At 59.8% G+C, this 16,262-nt stretch carries 17 protein-coding genes and 1 tRNA gene; 10 read left to right on the top strand and 8 right to left on the bottom strand.

The genetic code is table 11. The annotated features are described in order from the left end of the window. The coding region (locus QZ332_RS10700; protein WP_295765158.1) for a DUF4368 domain-containing protein at window positions 1-228 on the top strand (228 nt) is incomplete at its 5' end. A gap of 446 nt (window positions 229-674) precedes the next feature. On the opposite strand, the gene QZ332_RS10695 is transcribed toward QZ332_RS10700, so the two are convergent. Beyond that, window positions 675-1,322 carry a SprT-like domain-containing protein gene (locus tag QZ332_RS10695; protein WP_295765156.1) on the bottom strand — a complete coding sequence of 216 codons (648 nt, stop codon included), beginning with the start codon at window positions 1,320-1,322 and terminating at the stop codon, window positions 675-677. Window positions 1,323-1,720: 398 nt separating this feature from the next. After that, window positions 1,721-3,118 carry an S-layer homology domain-containing protein gene (locus tag QZ332_RS10690; RefSeq protein WP_295765154.1) on the bottom strand — a complete coding sequence of 466 codons (1,398 nt, stop codon included), beginning with the start codon at window positions 3,116-3,118 and terminating at the stop codon, window positions 1,721-1,723. Window positions 3,119-3,927: 809 nt separating this feature from the next. Between QZ332_RS10690 and QZ332_RS10685 the strand changes: the two genes are divergently transcribed. The 5 genes from QZ332_RS10685 to QZ332_RS10665 all read left to right on the top strand — a co-directional run bounded on the left by QZ332_RS10685 (window position 3,928) and on the right by QZ332_RS10665 (window position 8,625). Further along, on the top strand, window positions 3,928-4,308 hold the full coding sequence (locus tag QZ332_RS10685; protein WP_295765152.1) for a hypothetical protein: 381 nt from the start codon (window positions 3,928-3,930) through the stop codon (window positions 4,306-4,308). Between the two features lies 1 nt (window position 4,309). Beyond that, complete coding sequence (locus tag QZ332_RS10680; protein ID WP_295765150.1) at window positions 4,310-5,710, top strand: FtsK/SpoIIIE domain-containing protein; 1,401 nt, start codon at window positions 4,310-4,312, stop codon at window positions 5,708-5,710. A 171-nt stretch (window positions 5,711-5,881) separates the two neighbouring features. Next, the gene (locus tag QZ332_RS10675; protein ID WP_295765148.1) at window positions 5,882-7,054 is read left to right on the top strand and encodes a Rep family protein; all 1,173 of its coding nucleotides are present in this window, start codon (window positions 5,882-5,884) and stop codon (window positions 7,052-7,054) included. 83 nt (window positions 7,055-7,137) lie between these two features. Then, entirely contained in the window at window positions 7,138-7,341 is a 204-nt protein-coding gene (locus QZ332_RS10670; protein ID WP_295765146.1) for a helix-turn-helix domain-containing protein, read from the top strand. Between the two features lie 78 nt (window positions 7,342-7,419). Further along, on the top strand, window positions 7,420-8,625 hold the full coding sequence (locus QZ332_RS10665) for a site-specific integrase (protein WP_295765144.1): 1,206 nt from the start codon (window positions 7,420-7,422) through the stop codon (window positions 8,623-8,625). A gap of 86 nt (window positions 8,626-8,711) precedes the next feature. Here QZ332_RS10665 and QZ332_RS10660 read toward each other — a convergent pair. The 4 genes from QZ332_RS10660 to QZ332_RS10645 form a co-directional block, all read right to left on the bottom strand. After that, window positions 8,712-8,787, bottom strand: a tRNA-Pro gene (locus QZ332_RS10660). A 153-nt stretch (window positions 8,788-8,940) separates the two neighbouring features. Next, window positions 8,941-9,927 (bottom strand): Ig-like domain-containing protein, encoded by a 987-nt coding sequence (locus QZ332_RS10655; RefSeq protein WP_295765142.1) that lies wholly within the window; start codon window positions 9,925-9,927, stop codon window positions 8,941-8,943. Window positions 9,928-10,183: 256 nt separating this feature from the next. Continuing rightward, complete coding sequence (locus tag QZ332_RS10650; RefSeq protein WP_295765141.1) at window positions 10,184-10,651, bottom strand: hypothetical protein; 468 nt, start codon at window positions 10,649-10,651, stop codon at window positions 10,184-10,186. Window positions 10,652-10,666: 15 nt separating this feature from the next. Then, window positions 10,667-11,854 carry an FtsW/RodA/SpoVE family cell cycle protein gene (locus tag QZ332_RS10645; RefSeq protein ID WP_295765139.1) on the bottom strand — a complete coding sequence of 396 codons (1,188 nt, stop codon included), beginning with the start codon at window positions 11,852-11,854 and terminating at the stop codon, window positions 10,667-10,669. Between the two features lie 154 nt (window positions 11,855-12,008). On the opposite strand from QZ332_RS10645, the gene tsaE reads away from it, so the two are divergent. Genes tsaE through upp form a run of 3 tightly spaced genes read left to right on the top strand, consistent with a single transcriptional unit; the run spans window position 12,009 to window position 13,816 of the window. Next, entirely contained in the window at window positions 12,009-12,440 is a 432-nt protein-coding gene (gene tsaE, locus QZ332_RS10640) for a tRNA (adenosine(37)-N6)-threonylcarbamoyltransferase complex ATPase subunit type 1 TsaE (RefSeq protein ID WP_295765138.1), read from the top strand. Then, window positions 12,437-13,138 (top strand): tRNA (adenosine(37)-N6)-threonylcarbamoyltransferase complex dimerization subunit type 1 TsaB, encoded by a 702-nt coding sequence (gene tsaB, locus QZ332_RS10635; protein ID WP_295765136.1) that lies wholly within the window; start codon window positions 12,437-12,439, stop codon window positions 13,136-13,138. Before tsaE ends, tsaB begins: the two co-directional genes overlap by 4 nt. 45 nt (window positions 13,139-13,183) lie before the next feature. Further along, on the top strand, window positions 13,184-13,816 hold the full coding sequence (gene upp / locus QZ332_RS10630; protein ID WP_295765133.1) for a uracil phosphoribosyltransferase: 633 nt from the start codon (window positions 13,184-13,186) through the stop codon (window positions 13,814-13,816). 81 nt (window positions 13,817-13,897) lie between these two features. Here upp and QZ332_RS10625 read toward each other — a convergent pair whose 3' ends face one another. Beyond that, window positions 13,898-14,107 (bottom strand): hypothetical protein, encoded by a 210-nt coding sequence (locus QZ332_RS10625; protein ID WP_295765132.1) that lies wholly within the window; start codon window positions 14,105-14,107, stop codon window positions 13,898-13,900. A gap of 105 nt (window positions 14,108-14,212) precedes the next feature. Between QZ332_RS10625 and QZ332_RS10620 the strand changes: the two genes are divergently transcribed. Further along, complete coding sequence (locus QZ332_RS10620; protein ID WP_295765130.1) at window positions 14,213-14,401, top strand: Arc family DNA-binding protein; 189 nt, start codon at window positions 14,213-14,215, stop codon at window positions 14,399-14,401. A gap of 220 nt (window positions 14,402-14,621) precedes the next feature. Here the strand turns inward: QZ332_RS10620 and QZ332_RS10615 are convergent, their stop codons facing one another. Beyond that, window positions 14,622-16,064 (bottom strand): amidohydrolase, encoded by a 1,443-nt coding sequence (locus tag QZ332_RS10615; RefSeq protein WP_295765128.1) that lies wholly within the window; start codon window positions 16,062-16,064, stop codon window positions 14,622-14,624. Window positions 16,065-16,262 lie beyond the last annotated feature (198 nt).

Raw genomic sequence — 16,262 nt, 5'->3', positions numbered from 1 at the left:
TTCATGGAGATGAAAACGCTGACGCCCACCATCCTCCATGAGCTTGTGGAGCGCATCGACGTGTACCAAACCCAGGGCAGGGGAAAGAACAGGACACAGCGCATCGTGATCCACTATAACTTCATCGGCGTCCTGGACTTGCCGGAGGTAGAGGAATACCCGGAGAACGTGGTGTTGGACAGCCGCCAGGGTGTGGCGATTGAGTATCTTGTCGGCAAGGCCGGGTAAAGAAAACGGAGCGGCCCGAAAGCCGTTCCACCGGAGCAGACCGCCCCGTAGAAATAGCAAAGGAACAGCCTTTCGACTGTTCCTTTACATACGAGTGTTCAGTTGCGTTATGAACACTCGACATGGTCCGAGTGGCGAGACTTGAATTTTTGAAAAGCAGTCCCTTTGTTCTCCCAACTAGTCCCGCCTAGTCCCGAAAGCCTTTAACTGCAACGGGTCCAGCGTTTCGGCTCTACCAGCCAGTCACAGCTTCTACCAACCGATATTAAGCCATTAAGGGAAAAAATAAGGGAAAATCCAAGCCGCGCAGACGTACTAAAAACGATTCCTTCTCCCCATGCGCCAAACCAAACACACCTGATTTTGAATCTACACTATCAAAAAAACCTGCCCGTGTCAAGGCATAAGAAGCCGCCCAAGGTTAAACCCTGGGCGGCTTCGTGCCGTCATACCTCCACCATAGGAAGGAGGCAATCCCCACAGAGGATATTGACCTTCCTGGTGGCCCGGACGCTCTGCCCGCAGCAGGGGCAGACCACCTTCCGGGTGCTGGAGGTCCTGCCCGTGGTGGTCGGGGGAACACCTCCCTTGGCTCCCGGTCCGCCCACGCCCCGCATGGAAAAGCCCTCTTTCCGGTTCATCATAATATCGTCCCAGCCCTGGGAGAGGATGAACTCGATAAGCGCGTCCGTAGGCTCCGTGATGCTCCACCCGATGCGGCTGTCATAGCTGATATGCAGGTCCCGCGCCTCTGCCGCCTCCCGGAATCTCTTGTTGTGGTAGGTTCCGCCCCGGCTGGTGTCCTGTACTCCGGCTTGGAGATTGAACAGGTGGACCATTTCATGAAGGACCGTGGCGGTCACGTTCTCGATGGGCCTGTCCAGGGTGCCCGCTCCGATGTTCAGCTCATGCCTCTGCCCGCCGTCCGCCCTCTGCCATGCCTTGGCTACGGTGACGTGTCCGTAGGCCCTGGGCGTGCTCTGGATGGTGATGACCGGCTCTTCAATGGCTCCCTCAAAATAGTGCTCATTCAAGGCCCGGAAAATCTTCTCCAAATAACCCGCCGTCCTGCTGGTCTTGATAGTCTGCTTCATCGCTCCGTCCTCCCAAAATAAAAGTTGTCGGCCTTGCCGAAATCGGCTGCGGCGATTTCGGTTGACTTCCCCTTGCGCGGAGGCGGTGCGGGGTCAAGGGGCGGAGCGAAGCGGAGAGCAAAAAAGTTTTCAGGCTCTTCGGAACCTGAAAACTTTTTTGCGGCCCTTGACGCCGCATTGCCTCCGTGCTATATCCTCCGTTGCTGCCCTTCGGCTCCCGGTCGAAACACTTCGCGCGGTGTATCACTGTGGGCCTGTCCGGGGCTGGCCGCATATATGCACGCCCTCCCCTTTCCGCTCCTCTTCGGGCCTGTGTTTCCGTCCTGGTCTGACTTGTGGGCAGGCGATAAAAAATACCGCCGTAGGCGGTGAGGCCCACGGCGGTGTAGTGATAGACTTTAGTCGGGATAGGCGGTCCAGATGTCATAGGCATAACGGGTCATGACACAACTTCCCCATCCAACGGTGTAATCTTTGCTAAGGCCTGTTTGACTTCCTGCGTCTGTGACCATGACTTTTTGAGTCGGAAGCCATGTTCCGTTTGGCCCGGTGTATACCTGGACGTGCATGAGATGGCCGTTTTCGTCCAGTTTAATCATGAGGTCGCCGGGACGGATGTCGCTCAAATTGGTTTTGCGCCATGTGACGTTGGTCTGGCTGAAAATTTCGTCACATACGAATGCCGCCCAACCGCCGCAACCGAATGTCGTACTGACTTTTCCACCATCATCACATTCGTATTGATTGGTAATTTGTTTGATGCAATTGTTGGCACCACTTCTTCCAGAATTCATACCAGCATATCCGTTGCCGAAATAGGTTCCCTTGGGATATCTGGACTTCAGGTTCTCCAGAATCTCGGTGACGTTGGCTTCGGTGATGGCCTTGCCATTGCTCAGGGTCCGGCCGGAAGGCGCCGGGCCGGGGTCGACCGGGGTCTCGGGCTTCGGGTCCACAGGGGTCTCGGGCTGCTCCGGTTCCGTGGGCGTGGCCGGTGCCTCCGGTGCAGGTTCCACGGGGGCGGTGCTGGGGGCGCTGCCCAGCTTCTGGACCATGCGGTAAATCACAACGGCGGCCTGTCCTCGGTTCATGGTGACATTGCCGCCGAAGGTCCCGTTGGCATAGCCGCCGATGATGCCCAGGGCGTAGACGTTCAGGACGGCATCCTTGTACTGGCCGGGAATCTCGCTGTAATCGGTAATTTCGGAGACAGCGGCGTTTTTCTCGGAATCGCTGGCCGCAAGTCCCCTCTGCTTCATGATATTGGTCATAAGCTGGGCCATGTCGTAGCGGTTAATCCCGGTGTTCATCGTTTCAAGGTTCATCATTGTAAAGTCGCTTTTGAAGCTGGCGCCCTCATAAACTCCGTCATAGTACAGCGCCAGATAATTCCCGGCGAAGGGGCCGTAGGTATAGAGATTATAGCTGTCGTTGTGTTTGTCGATGTCCCCGGCGTAAAACGCCCGTGACAGCATGACGCTGAAATTGCTTTTGGTGACGGTGTTCCCTGGCCGGAAGGTCCCGTCATCATAGCCGCCCACGATGCCCTTGGCGGCGCAGTCCATGACGCCCTGGTAGAACGGGTGGCCGGAGGGCACGTCAGAGAAACCGGCTGGCACTTGCGGGGCAGGATCCGTCACGGATTCAGCCGACAGAGCGGGAGCGGCACTGGAATCCGCCTTGCCGCCAATCTGCTCCGATGTTCGCGGCAAATCCGTGACCTCATCCGCCCAGGCGGGGACTGCAAGGCTGGCGCACAGGGTCAGCGCCAGAAGGAAGGACCATATTTTTTTCACTGTAACCTCTCCTTACATTATCGTGTGTCTGTTCCTGGCGGTCCAGCCCTCGGGGGTGGGGTCCTCCCGTCCCCCAGGGCTTGCGTGGGTTCCGCCAAGACGAACAAAAGCGGCGCGGAACATAATAGTCCCACACCGCATACACAGACACACCTCACGCGCTTTCCCCTTGATTCTTGACGGGAAAAGCCTTATAATGAGGATGGGTACAGTAATATACTGTTGTGTGGGAGGCCAATTCTCCCGCATAGGGGCGTTGGGGATTGCCGTCCCCTTCGCCCTGCCTTTTTGTTCATCTTGTGGCCTTATTATAAACCTGCGGGGAATGAAATGCAAGGGAAAACATGATATTTTTAAGCCCTCTGCCAGCTGACGGCAGAGGGCTTTTTTGATGTGCACTTTTCAATCCCCTCCGGGTTTCGGGATAAGAATATATAACGCTAGGACTAATATATGCGGCTAATATATACGTGTCCACGTTTATACATATTTGCACACGTTTTGAATATATGCAAGCCCTCCTGGATGCCTCCCATAGAAAAAAATTCAAAAAATTTTTTTGTTGCAAATTCCGAAAACCAAGATTTTACAACACCCTCACTTTCTGCGTTCTATCGGCGATTTCATATTTTTACCATTTTTTCAAACGCGGTCAAAAGCTGCGAAAACTGGCTAATTTATTTCGATATACGCCGTTTATCGTTGCAGATAGTTTGACTTTTCCTGTTGGCTGTGTTATTATAAGGATGCCAATGAGGCCGTAGGCGGCATGCAGTCTACGGCTTCAAAGGAAATTTGTAGAAAGGAACGTGATTAAGTTGAAGTATTTAGCGCAGTTTTTAATGTTCTGCTGGTCTACGTTCGCGGCAGGGAAGATATTCACCGTCACGGGCATTCGTCCTTGGACTGACTACCAGAGCAAGCAGCCGCTAGGCTGGATTGTCGATGTTGCGATTACCGCTGACAAGACGCCGTATAAGCACAAGGACGGGGAGACTGGCAGCAACCTCTACGAAAAACTTTCTTTTAAGTGCGTCAAGCAGCCGACGGTCGGCATCTCCGACGAGGTTGTCCCGGTCAACCCGGTCGCCACGATTTATGGAGATTATAGGAACAATCTCTCTGTGAAGTGCGACGCCGTGGTTCTCGCGTCCGCCGTGACTGCTCCGGCAGGGAAGGAGAAGAATTGACATGAGGGTGTATTCGTCGCAAGTCTCGCGGCTTAGATATGCCGCCCCCTACGCCAAGATTGGCGTCCTGGGGGCGGCCACCCTCCTGGCCGCGATGACTGTTTGGCTCCTGCGCTGGCTGGTTTTGCAGGTCCCGCAGAATTATTTTGTCAGCTCTGCCGCGATGGCTATGACGGCGGACCAGCTGCATTTTCTGGCCGCTGTCATCCTGGGCGTTGGTTCGCTCTTGTTCCTGATAGCTGCATTTGTGTTCCTGTCCACACCGGACACGGCCCGGATTCGGCAGATCATCCGCCGCGGGCTGTACTCGCCGCTGTATTCCAATCCGCTCCATTTGAAGGACGGGGAGCTGCTGCCGGTGGTACGCTGCAAAAAAAGGGGCAAGGGCACTTACGTCCTTACGATAACCGGCATCTCCAAGTCGGTGGATGAGTTGGAAAAAATTCATCCCTACCTGTCCGCTTTTCTTCGTAAACGACTGGAATATCTCGCGGTGGTCTATGTCGAGCGTTCCCCGTCCGGCGAAAGCGTTACATACCTGATTGAGGACGTCATTAAGGACAAGAGTTTGACTTATCATTCCGCAAGGAGTATGCGGCCCGGTTCGCCCTACAAGCTGACAGTACAGAGCGGTACGGAAATCGACCTGACCACCTCCGGCTCCATGCTGGCGGCGGGCAAGACCAGGAGCGGCAAGACCACGAGCGTCATCGCCCTGCTGTTGCAGGTCCTTTTACAGGGCCGGGACAGGTACGGCAGCCAAGTACTGATTATAGACCCCAAAAAAGCGGAGCTGTCCCGCCTCCCCCATGTCGTGACCCTGGACGAGGACGGCGAGGCCCGGACCATTCTTGACGCTATCAAGCGGTTTGCCCAAACGATTCGGGAACGTCAGAGGGTTTTGAACGACCTGTCGGAGGAATCCGGCGACGCGGTCCACTGGTGGGACGCCGGGATGCACCCCTCGTTCCTGTTTATTGATGAATACGTGGCCTGTCGAAGCCTGTTCCCGAAGAAGGCCGAGAAGGACACGCCTGACTATTCCCTGGCGGAATTTGATAATGTGCTCAAGCGTATTGTGACGATGGGGGCCTCGGCGGGGTGCTACGTCATCATCAGCATTGCCCAGGCCAGCGCCGGAGAGGGCGGCCTGCCGACGATGCTCCGGGACGCCCTGTCTACCCGGATTTTGTTTAAGCCGACGAAGGAGGAGGCCTCTTTCATCTGGGATGGGAAAAACCTGGAGGCGATAAGCCGTCTGCCAGCCTTGAAAGCGGGCGACGCTTGGTTCAGCTCCACGGACGGCGAGCATGACACGGTCAGCCGGGTACACTTCCCGCGCATGAAGTTCCGCGTGTACCGGGAGCTGGGGCGGCTCCTGCGGGAGTATTGCGGCGATTGACGCTACTACAGCCGCCCCCGCCGGGCGGAACGCAGAGGCGGGGGCGGCTGTGCCGAAATGAAAATCCTTGTAACCCTTGCAATGTGCCGCGCGGGGGCTTGTTATAGCGCGGCACATTGCCTGTGCGATTGTGCCAGAATAACCGATGCCCATGAAAGGAGCTGATGAACCATGGGCAAGCAAACTCCAAGATACCGGCATATGATGTACGCACAGCAGATGCGTCATCTGCCTCCGGGAATCAATACCAAAGAGGATTTAGCCCGCCACATTGAGGCGAACCTTAGACCGGAGCAGTATGCCATCATCGTCCACGACCAGGAGGTAGACGAGCAGGGCCAGCCGAAGGAAGCGGACATACACGCTATGATGTCGTTCAAGAATCCCCGCTCCCTGGCCTCCGTTGCGAAGAAGCTGGGCGACAAGCCTCAATATATCCAGAAATGGGACGGCGAAGCGAACAACGGCTATGCCTACCTCATCCACGCCACGACGAAGGCCCGAAAGGGCGGAAAGCACCAGTATGACCCGTCAGACGTCCTCGCCAATTTTGATTACGGCGCACTTCTGACCAAGATCGCCTTAGATGTGGCCCAGGTCCGGGCCGAGCGGAGCGCGAACCCGAAAGCCCTTTTGGACGCCCTGTATGCCGGTGTCACGACCAAGGAAGAAATCGAACGGCAGCTCCCCGGCTCTGTTTATGCCCGTTACCACCGCCAGATTGAGGACGTGAACGACAAGCGGCTTCAAAATGAAGCCGAAAAGTGGCGCAAGGAAATGCGAGAGAAGAACGCCCGTATTTCCGTGATATGGATTTATGGAGCGGCGGGGACCGGAAAGACGAGCCTTGCGCGGGAGTACGCTGAAAAGAAGGGACAGCCCTATTATATAACAGGCTCCAGCCGGGACATTTTTCAAAGCTACAACGGCGAACACACGATAATTATGGACGAGCTGCGGCCCAAGGTTATAGAGTACGCGGACCTCTTGCGGATTACGGACCCCCACGGGATTGATACCCAGGTCATGGCTCCTGCCCGCTATAGCGACAAGCCTCTTGCCTGTGACCTAATCATCATTACCTCTCCCTACAGCCCTAGTTTTTTTCACTGGGAAACGTTCAAAGACAAGGCGGAGGACCTGGATGGGTTCGACCAGCTTCAACGCCGGATTGCCCTTACAATTTGCATGGATTCAGATTCCATTTATGCGGTCGAGTATAACGCCACTTGGAACCAGTATGTGGTGATTCCTAATTCCGCCCGTCCAAACCCATATTCACAGGCGGCGCGGGCCGCTTCCGCCGTTGACCCGATTGACATTTACAACTCCATGTTTGCGTGAGTTGAAAATGCACTTTCAAAATTATTATTAAGGAGAAGCAAGATAAAAAAGCTCGAAATTCTTGATAAAAGGATGTTAGAGCGATGAACAAGACCAATATGAAAGCGTCCACGATTAGAAATATCAATGACCTGCCGCTTGTTTTGACAGTTTCAGATATTTCGGAAATTCTCGTTATTGGAAAAAATACCGCTTACGAGTTGGTTCGCAGCGGAAGGATTAAGAGCGTTCAGGTGGGGCGGCAAATCCGCATCCCGAAGTCGGCTCTTTTAGAATATTTAAGTTGAAAATATTGATTATCCGCCGCGTTTGATGTATAATAATAGTAGTTTTTAGTACATCTGCGCGGCGGATAAGGAGGATATATGCCGCGTACAAAATCTATGGGCCGTGCCGCCAATGGCAACGGGACCATTCGCAAGAAAACCGTAACGAAAAATGGCAAAGAGTACACCTATTGGGAGGCCCGCTGCACGGTGGGTTACGACCCCGGAACAGGAAAGCAAATCCAGAAATCCATTACCGGCAAGACGCAAAAAGAGGTTGCCCAGAAGCTAAAGCAAATGTCCCTGGACGTAGATAACGGGACCTATCAGGAACCGTCTAAAATGACGGTCGGTGAATGGCTTGATATTTGGTTGAAAACCTACTTGGGAGGCGTAAGACCGTACACGGTCTTAAATTATACCCAGCACGTCAACAACCATATCAAACCCGCCCTCGGAAAAGTGAGGCTTGATAAGCTGAACGCGCACACGGTGCAACAGTTTTACAATGACCTGGGAACTGCTCACGGAGATAAGCCTGGACTGTCGCCTAAAACAATTAAGTGCATTCACGGGATTTTCCACAAGTCTTTACAACAGGCGATTGCGATAGGCTATCTTCATTCCAATCCTACAACCGCTTGTGAACTGCCCAAAGTGGAGCGGAAGGAAATCAAGCCGCTGGACGATGAAGCGATTCGGGCCTTTATGAAAGCTATCCAGGGACACCGCTTTGAAATTATCTATCTGGTGACACTGTTCACTGGCTTGCGGCGAGGCGAGGTCTGCGGCTTGACTTGGGACTGTGTGGACCTGGACCGTGGAACTATCTTCATCAATAAACAGCTTCAACAGGTTCCGGGACAATCCGGGGAATTTCGGCTTACGCCCACCAAGAACGGCAAAGGCCGCACGATTACCGCCGCCGCTTTTGTGATAGACGCTTTGAAGCGGCACAAGGTTCGCCAGACAGAAGCACGCTTGAAAGCTGGTCCTCTCTGGCAAGAAGAAGGGTTTGTGTTCACGGATGAAGTCGGGCACCGCCTTTCTCCGAACACAGTCTATCACAATTACAAGCGGCTGGTGGCCTCTATTGGTCTGCCGGAGGCGCGTCTGCATGACCTCCGTCATAGCTACGCCGTGGCCTCGCTTCGGGCCGGGGACGATATTAAGACGGTTCAAAGCAACCTGGGACACCATACCGCCGCCTTTACCCTGGATGTTTACGGACATGTCACGGAGGAAATGAAGCGGGCCAGTGCTGACCGGATGGAGAAGTTTATTCAAAGTGTTTCCGGGGCCTAAAGGGAATAAGGGAAAAAATAAGGGAAACCGCCGGAGCAACAGGTATGAGAAAAGCCTGTAACCATTGCGGTTACAGGCTTTTTCGATGGTCCGAGTGGCGAGACTTGAACTCACGACCCCTTGACCCCCAGTCAAGTGCGCTACCAACTGCGCTACACCCGGATAAAGACACTCACTCATGTCAGCTCATATACCTTACCACACTTCGCCAGGGAATGCAAGCCCTATTTTCAAATTTCCTTCAAAAATTTTCCCCGCGCCCAGAGGCCCGCCAGGATATCCTGGCGGGCCTCATCCGATCGCGCAGCCTGGCCGTTACCCCAGCCAGCTGAAAAGCCCCTTGGGCTGCTCCTCGCCTTCCAGCAGGACGCCTGCCGCCGCCAGCATCTGGGCCGCGTCGGCCCGGGTCACGGCCTGCTCCATGGTCTGACTGCCGAAGCTCCCGGCGGAGAGGACGTTGACGGCCTCCATGTTCCCCACTGCCTGGGCCGCCCAGGAGGGCGCCGCCGCCCGGTCCGCGTACCACACGTCCAGGTCCACGTCCCCCAGGTCCAGCATCCGGTCCAGGATCGTCGCGGCCTCGTTGAAGGTGATGGCCTCGCCGCCCCGGAACGCCACGCCCTCGGCAGTGCCGCTGCCCCGGACGATGCCGTCCGCCGCGCCGGCGGCGGCGTATGCCTTGGCCCAGGTGGGGATGCTGGTATCGTCGCAGAAGCCCGTCATGGTGACGTCCGTCACCTCCCGGCCCGCCGTCTCCAGCGCCATGGCCAGGAACTCACTGCGGGTCACCGGCTGGTCCGGCTGGAAATAGTAGTGCCCCCCGATCTTCCCGCCGGTGAAGATGCCCTTCTCCGCCAGCTCCTGGGCGGCGCAGGCGGCGGGGCTGTCCTCGGTATCGGAGTAAGTGACTCCGGAGCGGGTCTTGTCGATGGTCACGCGGACCTTGGCGGGGGCGGAGGTGTGGCCCTGGCTGTCCGTCGCCGTGTAGGTGAAGCGGTCGCTGCCGGTGATGCCCTCGTCCGGCGTGTAGGTGAAGCTGTCGCCCTCGATGACCACGACGCCCTTCCGGGGCTCATCCAGCAGGGCGAAGGTCATCTCCTCGCCCTCCGGGTCCGAGGCCAGGAATTGGCCCTGCCCGGGGATGCCCCGGTAGGTGCGGATCTCCAGGTCCCAGACCTGGGGCGCGCCCTCCGCGGGGGCGGGCTCCTCGGCCTTTTTGCCGAACAGCGCCGAGGCGCTGCCCGTCAGCAGCACCGCCGTCAATGCCAGCAGGGCGGCGGCTCTTGTCAGATGGTGTTTCATAGAGAATCATCCTCCTGTATGAATTGGTACAGGAGTAGTGTTTTCCCATTCCTTGAAATTATGCGAAAAACCGCCGTCCCGGGAGAGGAGCGGCGGCGCGCTGCGGAGGTCTCGGCATGGGCGCATACGTCCGGCCCGATGGCCGCGGAGGATAGCCCGGCCCACGAGGCGTCCGGCGGCACGGCTGACTGCCGCCGCCGGGGCGCGTTTGGCGGAGGCGGCGCCGGATCTGACCATTTTGGCGGGGAGCGCCTGCTCATGTCCATCCATGGGGGAGCCCTCCTGATGGGCCGGGAGACCGCATCTGCTCCCGCAGGGCCTGGATATCGCGCCCGATCAGCGGGCGCATACTGTCCTTGTACTTCGAGAGGTCCATGCCGTCCAGCTTGACGGCGATCCGGCCCCGCAGGCCCGGCTTGTGGAGGATGACGGGGCCCAGCGCCGCCAGGCACTGCCGCACCGCCGTGGGCTTCGGGTCGTCCAGCATGGTGAGCAGCGCGTCCAGATGCCGCTCCAGCCGGTCCTCCGCGTCCCAGCGGGCCTGCGCACAGGCCAGGCGGAAGCCTCGGACCCGGACGAAGGCGCTCTTGCTGTGCAGGAGGTCGAGGAAGTCCTCGAGACAGCCGTACAGCTCGTCCGACTCCTCCGAGCGCTGTTCCAACAGGAGGAGCAGCCGGTAAGCCTCGCGGTCATCTTTGCTCTGCAGTCCGGCGATGATGTCCATGCGTCCTGCCTCCCCCTACCGTATCGGCGACCTTGCGGTCCGGCGCATCTCCGGCGAGCGTTTCTTGATGCCGGAGACCACGCCCATGGCCATGTACAGCGTGACGATGGAGGACCCGCCGTAGCTGAAGAACGGCAGGGTGATGCCGATGGTGGGCATGACGAAGAGGCACATGCCGATGTTGATGATGGTCTGGAAGATCAGGATGGACGCCATGCCCACGCAGACATAGCGGTAGAAGGGCGTCCGGGCCCTCCGGGCCACCAGGAGGATGCGGAAGATGATGAGCACCAGCAGCAGTATGATGGCCAGGCACCCGAACAGCCCCAGCTCTTCCCCCGCCGCGGAGAAGATCAGGTCCGTCTGCTTGGCGGGGAGGGACTGGCTGCTGCCCTGGGTGAGGCTGCCGCTGAGGTAGCCCTTCCCGTACAGCCCGCCGGAGCCGATGGCCAGCAGGCTCCGGGTCTGCTGCCAGCCGGTCCCCTGGGGCTCGAAGCTGTGGTCGAAGAGGACGATGAAGCGCTTGAGCATATACATCATGTCCTCCGGCACCAGATCCAGCAGCAGCACGGCGGCGACGGCTCCGCCGGCCCCGGCGAAGAGCAGCAGGAACCACCGCAGGGCGAACCCCGCCACGAAGGACATGCAGAGGAAGATGAAGATGAAGACCAGGCCGTTGCCCATATCGCGGGAGACCACGAAGTACAGCCCGCAGATGCCGAGCGTGTGCCCCGCCACGAAGAAAGCGGCGGGGAAGGACTTCAGGTCCTCCTTCTCCTCCCGCAGCCACTCGATCTGCTTGGCGAGCAGCAGGACGAAGGTGATCTTGACCACCTCGGCAGGACCGATCTGGAAGGGGATGCCGGGGAATTTCAGCCAGGCCCGGTTGCCGGTGTTGCCCGCGACGCCGAAGGGCGTGCGCAGCAGGAGGATGAAGACGATGTTGAAGGCCAGGACCCATTTCCATTTCCGGGTGATGGACTCCAGGTCCAGCATGGAGAAGAAGATATAGACGCAGATCCCCAGCGCCAGCGCCGCGCATTGGACGATCATCCGCCGCGTGCCCGTGTCGGGGGACATGTACCGGGTGGCGCTGAACACCAGCACGATGCCGTACAGCGTGGCGGTGCAGCACAGGGCCAGCAGGACCAGGTCGGCCTGCTGGATGAAATCGATGAGGGTGGCTTTCAGTCGGTTCAGCATGATCGGCTCCTTCGTGCGCGCGGGCCTGCGGGATATCAAGTGATTCTACCACAAATCAAAAAACCTGTAAACAATGGAAAATTTCTTTTTACACTCTGTTCAAACTGTGGTATACTGAATCGATCTTAGGAGGACGCGGAGAGGAGGGACGCCTGTGGAATACGTTTCCCGCAGCGAAGCGGAGACCGAGGCCCTGGGCCGCCGCCTGGCCGCCGCGCTTTCGCCGGGGGCCGTGGCCGCCTACCGGGGGGGCCTGGGCATGGGGAAGACCGCGTTCACCCGGGGCCTGGCCCGGGGCCTGGGCTATGAGGGCCGGGTCACCAGCCCCACCTTCACCATCGTCAACGAGTACGAGGGGACGCAGATGCCCCTGTTCCACTTCGACATGTACCGCCTGGAAGGCCCGGAGGACCTCTTCGGCATCGGCTGGGAGGACTACCTGGACCGGGGCGGCGTGTGCGCCGTGGAGTGGAGCGAACGGGTGGAGGAGGCCCTGCCGGAGGAGGCCGTCACCGTCGCCATCGCCCGCCATCCGGAGCGGGAGGAGTGGCGGATCATCACCATCGAAGGAGTGGGGCCGATATGAGGATACTGGCTCTGGAGACCGCGGCCAAGGCCGTCTCCGCCGCCATCACGGAGGACGGGAAGGTCCTGGCCTCCGGCTATCAGGACACCGGGCTGACCCACAGCCGGACCCTGATGCCCATCGTGGAGGGCCTGCTGAAAAATACGGGCATGACGGTCGGGGATCTGGACGCCGTGGCCGTCTCGGCGGGGCCCGGGTCCTTCACCGGCGTGCGCATCGGCGTGTCCGCCGCCAAGGGGCTGGCCTTCGCCGGGGACAAGCCCTGCATCGGCGTGTCCACCCTGGCGGCGCTGGCCCGGAACGTGGCCTTCGCGGGGGGGCTGATCGTCTGCGCCATGGACGCCCGGAGGCAGCAGGTCTACAACGCCCTCTTCGAGGCCCGGGACGGGGCCCCCGCCCGGCTGACGCCGGACCGTGCCATCGCGCTGGCGGACCTGGCGGAGGCGCTGCGGGACGATCCCCGGCCCAAGACCGTCCTGGGGGACGGCGGGCAGATGTGCTTCGACTATCTGACGGCGGCGGGGGTGCCCTGCCGCCTGGCCCCGGCCCACCTGGTGAAGGAGGACGCGGTGTCCGTCGCCCTGGAGGCGGAGGAGCTGGCCAGGGCGGGGGGGCTGGTGACGGCCCAGGAGCTGGCCCCGGTGTACCTGCGGCCCCCGCAGGCGGAAAGGCTGCGCCTGGAGCGGCAGGGCCGTTGAAAAAGGCTGGACCAAAGGGATCTTTTTATGATAAGGAGCGACTTTATGAACGGGAAAGTGCACATCATGGACCACCCCCTGGTGGCCCACAAGCTGACCATCCTGCGGGACAAGGACACCAGCGTCAAGGACTTCCGGGAGCTGGTCTCCGAGATCGGGATGCTGATCACCTACGAGGCCACCCGGGACCTGCCCCTGGCCTCCCGGGAGGTGGAGACCCCCATCTGCAAGACCACCGCCCCCACGCTGAAGGGGAAGAAGTTCGCCGTGGTGCCCATCCTCCGGGCGGGGCTGGGCCTGGTGGACGGCGTGCTCAGGATGGTGCCCTCCGCCCGGGTGGGCCACATCGGCCTGTACCGGAACGAGGAGACCCTGGAGCCGGTGAAGTACTTCTGCAAGATGCCCAAGGACGTGGCGGAGCGGGACGTGCTGATCGTCGACCCCATGCTGGCCACCGGCGGCAGCGCCGCCGCCGCCATCGGGTTCATGAAGGAGTACGGCTGCACGACGATCAAGCTGATGGTCCTCCTGGCCGCGCCGGAGGGCATCGAGCGCATCCAGAAGGAGCACCCCGACGTGGACATCTACTGCGGCGCGGTGGACGAGAGGCTGAACGAGAACGGGTACATCGTCCCCGGCCTGGGCGACGCGGGCGACCGGATCTTCGGGACGAAATGAGAGGGTAAAGGATGATGAGGCGGCCGCCGACTGGATGCCGGCGGCCGTCTCGTCCCTCGGAGGACGCGGGCCCCTCCCGCTTCAATGTTTGCGGCCGCTTTTGCGGACGACCTCCTCCATATCGAAGAGGGGGTAGTCATAGTGCCAGAGGTGGTACTCGCTCTTTTCGATAGCGGTCATCATGGTCTCACGCAGTTCGTCGGTCCGCCCCTGATCCAGCAGGGCCACGCATTCCCACATCGAACGATACAGCTTCGAGTGCAGGTCTTGGTATAGTTCTTCTTTTGTCATAAACCTACCTCCGCAGAGCAATAATGAAGTCACAGTGACTTCTCTTTCTCCTGCCATCTTAACACGACGCTATTATGAAGTCAATATTGCGTCGGAGGCATGTTTATGAAAAAAGACAAACTTCCTCACTTTACATTACGTGTACCACAGGAGCTGTTGGACAAGTTGGAGTATATTGCAAAGTTTGAAGCCCGCACGAAAAACAAAGAGCTGGAGCATATGATCCGCATACGCATCCAAGAGTTCGAGGAAGAGCATGGTCCGATCCACTTTAAGGACCTCCAGCAAATGTGAAGGCCCGGGAGCGTCTGCTCCCGGGCTTTGCTTGTCGAAAAAAGGGAAGGCCGAGCCAACGGGAAGGAAGAGTGTGTGCGGGAAACCCAGGAGGGGTTTCCTGCACCGTTCAAATCATAAGTTTTCAGAACGTTTGTGGCGTTCTGAAAACTTGCCCAGGCTGTCGAAAAGACTTTTTCGACAGCCTGGGCCCGGGAGCGTCTGCTCCCGGGCCTTTCGTTCAATCCGCGATCGTCGGCACGGCGTCCGCCGGGATGGGGCAGGTGTACCCCTCGGCGGTCTGCTCCTCGAACTCGGCCTTCGCCGCGGCCAGCAGGGCCGGGTCCTCGTAGAGGTCGATGGCCGCCGCCGCCAGGACCTTCCCGGCGTGGAGGGCCGCCCGGCGGCCGATGTCCGTCCGGCCGATGGAGACGTTCTGCCAGCTGTGGCCCGGCGCGCCGTTGGGCCACGCGGCGGCGTGGATCTGCCCGGTGGGGACCTGCCAGCTCACGTCGCCCACGTCGGTGGAGCCGGGCTGGAAGGCGTCCCCCTGGTAGAGGGGCAGGAGGAAATCGTTCATGGCGTGGCCGTGGGCCTCCCGGAGGGCCTTGACCTGCCGGGCGATGCGCCCGTCGTTCTCCGCGCCGATGCCGGGGACACAGTCGCTGCCGGGATAGGTCTTCGCCAGCGCGTCGGCCCAGGCGTGCTCCTCCGCCGAGTGGGCGGGCACGCCCAGGGCCTGGAAGTTCCGGTACAGCACGGACTCCAGCGTGTGGTTGGGAACGGTGTCCGCCAGGCCGTCGATGAACTTCTTCTCGAAGGTGGTGCCGGTCATCAGGGCCGCGCCCTCGGCGATCTTGTCCACCCGCGCCTGGAGCTCCACGGCCTCCGCCACGTGGTTGGACCGGACCATGTACAGCACCGTGGCCCTGGGCTGGACCACGTTGGGGCTCCGGCCTCCGGCGTCCGTGATGGCGTAATGGATGCGGGCCTTGCCGCTCATGTGCTCCCGGAGGAACTGCACGCCGATGTTCATCAGCTCCACCGCGTCCAGGGCGCTGCGGCCCCGCTCCGGATCCCCGGCGGCGTGGGCGGCCACGCCGGTGAAGGTGTATTGGGTCTGGATGCAGGAGTTGCTGGACCCGGTGACCACCTCGTTGGCGTCGTCCGGGTGCCAGGTCAGGGCGGCGTCCAGGCCCCGCCAGAGGTCCTCCCGGGCCATGAACGCCTTGGCCGCGCCGCCCTCCTCGCCGGGACAGCCGTAGAGGACGACGGTGCCGGGGCGCTTCGTCCGCTCCAGGTAGTCCTTCACGCCCAGGGCGGCGGCGAGGGCGCCCGCGCCCAGCAGGTTGTGTCCGCAGCCGTGTCCGCAGCCGCCGGGGACGGCCTCCTCCCGCTCCAGGCTCCCGCCCTTCTGGGAGAGGCCGGAGAGGGCGTCGTACTCCGCCAGGATGCCGACGACCGGCCGTCCCGCGCCGTAGGAGGCGGAGAAGGCCGTGGGGATGCGGCAGATGCCCTTTTCCACGGAGAAGCCCTCCTCCTCCAGCACCTTGCAGTAAAGGGCGGCGGACGCCTCCTCCTGGAGGGAGAGCTCGGCATACTCCCAGACGGCGTCCGAGACCCGGTAGACGACATCCGCTTTTTCATCGATGGCGGCGACAGCCGCCTGTTTGTTCTGGTCCATAACAGATCGCCTTCCCTTAATAGAAATGGGGACCAGGGGCTTGCCCCTGGTCTCTCTGCCAAAGGCAGAGGGATAAGATGATATCATTTTTGTGACGACATGCGCGTCACAAAAATACCTCGACCCGTTTGCCCCTGGGGCAAACACACCAGTGACCGATGTCACTGGTGGCGGGGGAGATCGAGGGGGAGCCCGCTC

It is taken from the genome of uncultured Oscillibacter sp. (assembly GCF_910584465.1).
GTDB lineage: Bacteria > Bacillota > Clostridia > Oscillospirales > Oscillospiraceae > Oscillibacter.
Note: the sequence above shows the minus strand (reverse complement) of the source record. Positions and strands in the feature narration are given on the sequence as shown.

Excerpts from the sequence above, each read along its gene's own strand:
- upp (WP_295765133.1), top strand. The coding sequence starts at position 13,184 with ATGAACGGGAAAGTGCACATCATGGACCACCCCCTGGTGGCCCACAAG.
- QZ332_RS10680 (WP_295765150.1), top strand. The coding sequence starts at position 4,310 with ATGAGGGTGTATTCGTCGCAAGTCTCGCGGCTTAGATATGCCGCCCCC.
- QZ332_RS10675 (WP_295765148.1), top strand. The coding sequence starts at position 5,882 with ATGGGCAAGCAAACTCCAAGATACCGGCATATGATGTACGCACAGCAG.
- QZ332_RS10695 (WP_295765156.1), bottom strand. The coding sequence starts at position 1,322 with ATGAAGCAGACTATCAAGACCAGCAGGACGGCGGGTTATTTGGAGAAG.
- QZ332_RS10645 (WP_295765139.1), bottom strand. The coding sequence starts at position 11,854 with ATGCTGAACCGACTGAAAGCCACCCTCATCGATTTCATCCAGCAGGCC.
- QZ332_RS10650 (WP_295765141.1), bottom strand. The coding sequence starts at position 10,651 with ATGGACATCATCGCCGGACTGCAGAGCAAAGATGACCGCGAGGCTTAC.
- QZ332_RS10655 (WP_295765142.1), bottom strand. The coding sequence starts at position 9,927 with ATGAAACACCATCTGACAAGAGCCGCCGCCCTGCTGGCATTGACGGCG.
- QZ332_RS10620 (WP_295765130.1), top strand. The coding sequence starts at position 14,213 with ATGAAAAAAGACAAACTTCCTCACTTTACATTACGTGTACCACAGGAG.
- QZ332_RS10625 (WP_295765132.1), bottom strand. The coding sequence starts at position 14,107 with ATGACAAAAGAAGAACTATACCAAGACCTGCACTCGAAGCTGTATCGT.
- QZ332_RS10665 (WP_295765144.1), top strand. The coding sequence starts at position 7,420 with ATGCCGCGTACAAAATCTATGGGCCGTGCCGCCAATGGCAACGGGACC.
- tsaB (WP_295765136.1), top strand. The coding sequence starts at position 12,437 with ATGAGGATACTGGCTCTGGAGACCGCGGCCAAGGCCGTCTCCGCCGCC.
- QZ332_RS10670 (WP_295765146.1), top strand. The coding sequence starts at position 7,138 with ATGAACAAGACCAATATGAAAGCGTCCACGATTAGAAATATCAATGAC.
- QZ332_RS10615 (WP_295765128.1), bottom strand. The coding sequence starts at position 16,064 with ATGGACCAGAACAAACAGGCGGCTGTCGCCGCCATCGATGAAAAAGCG.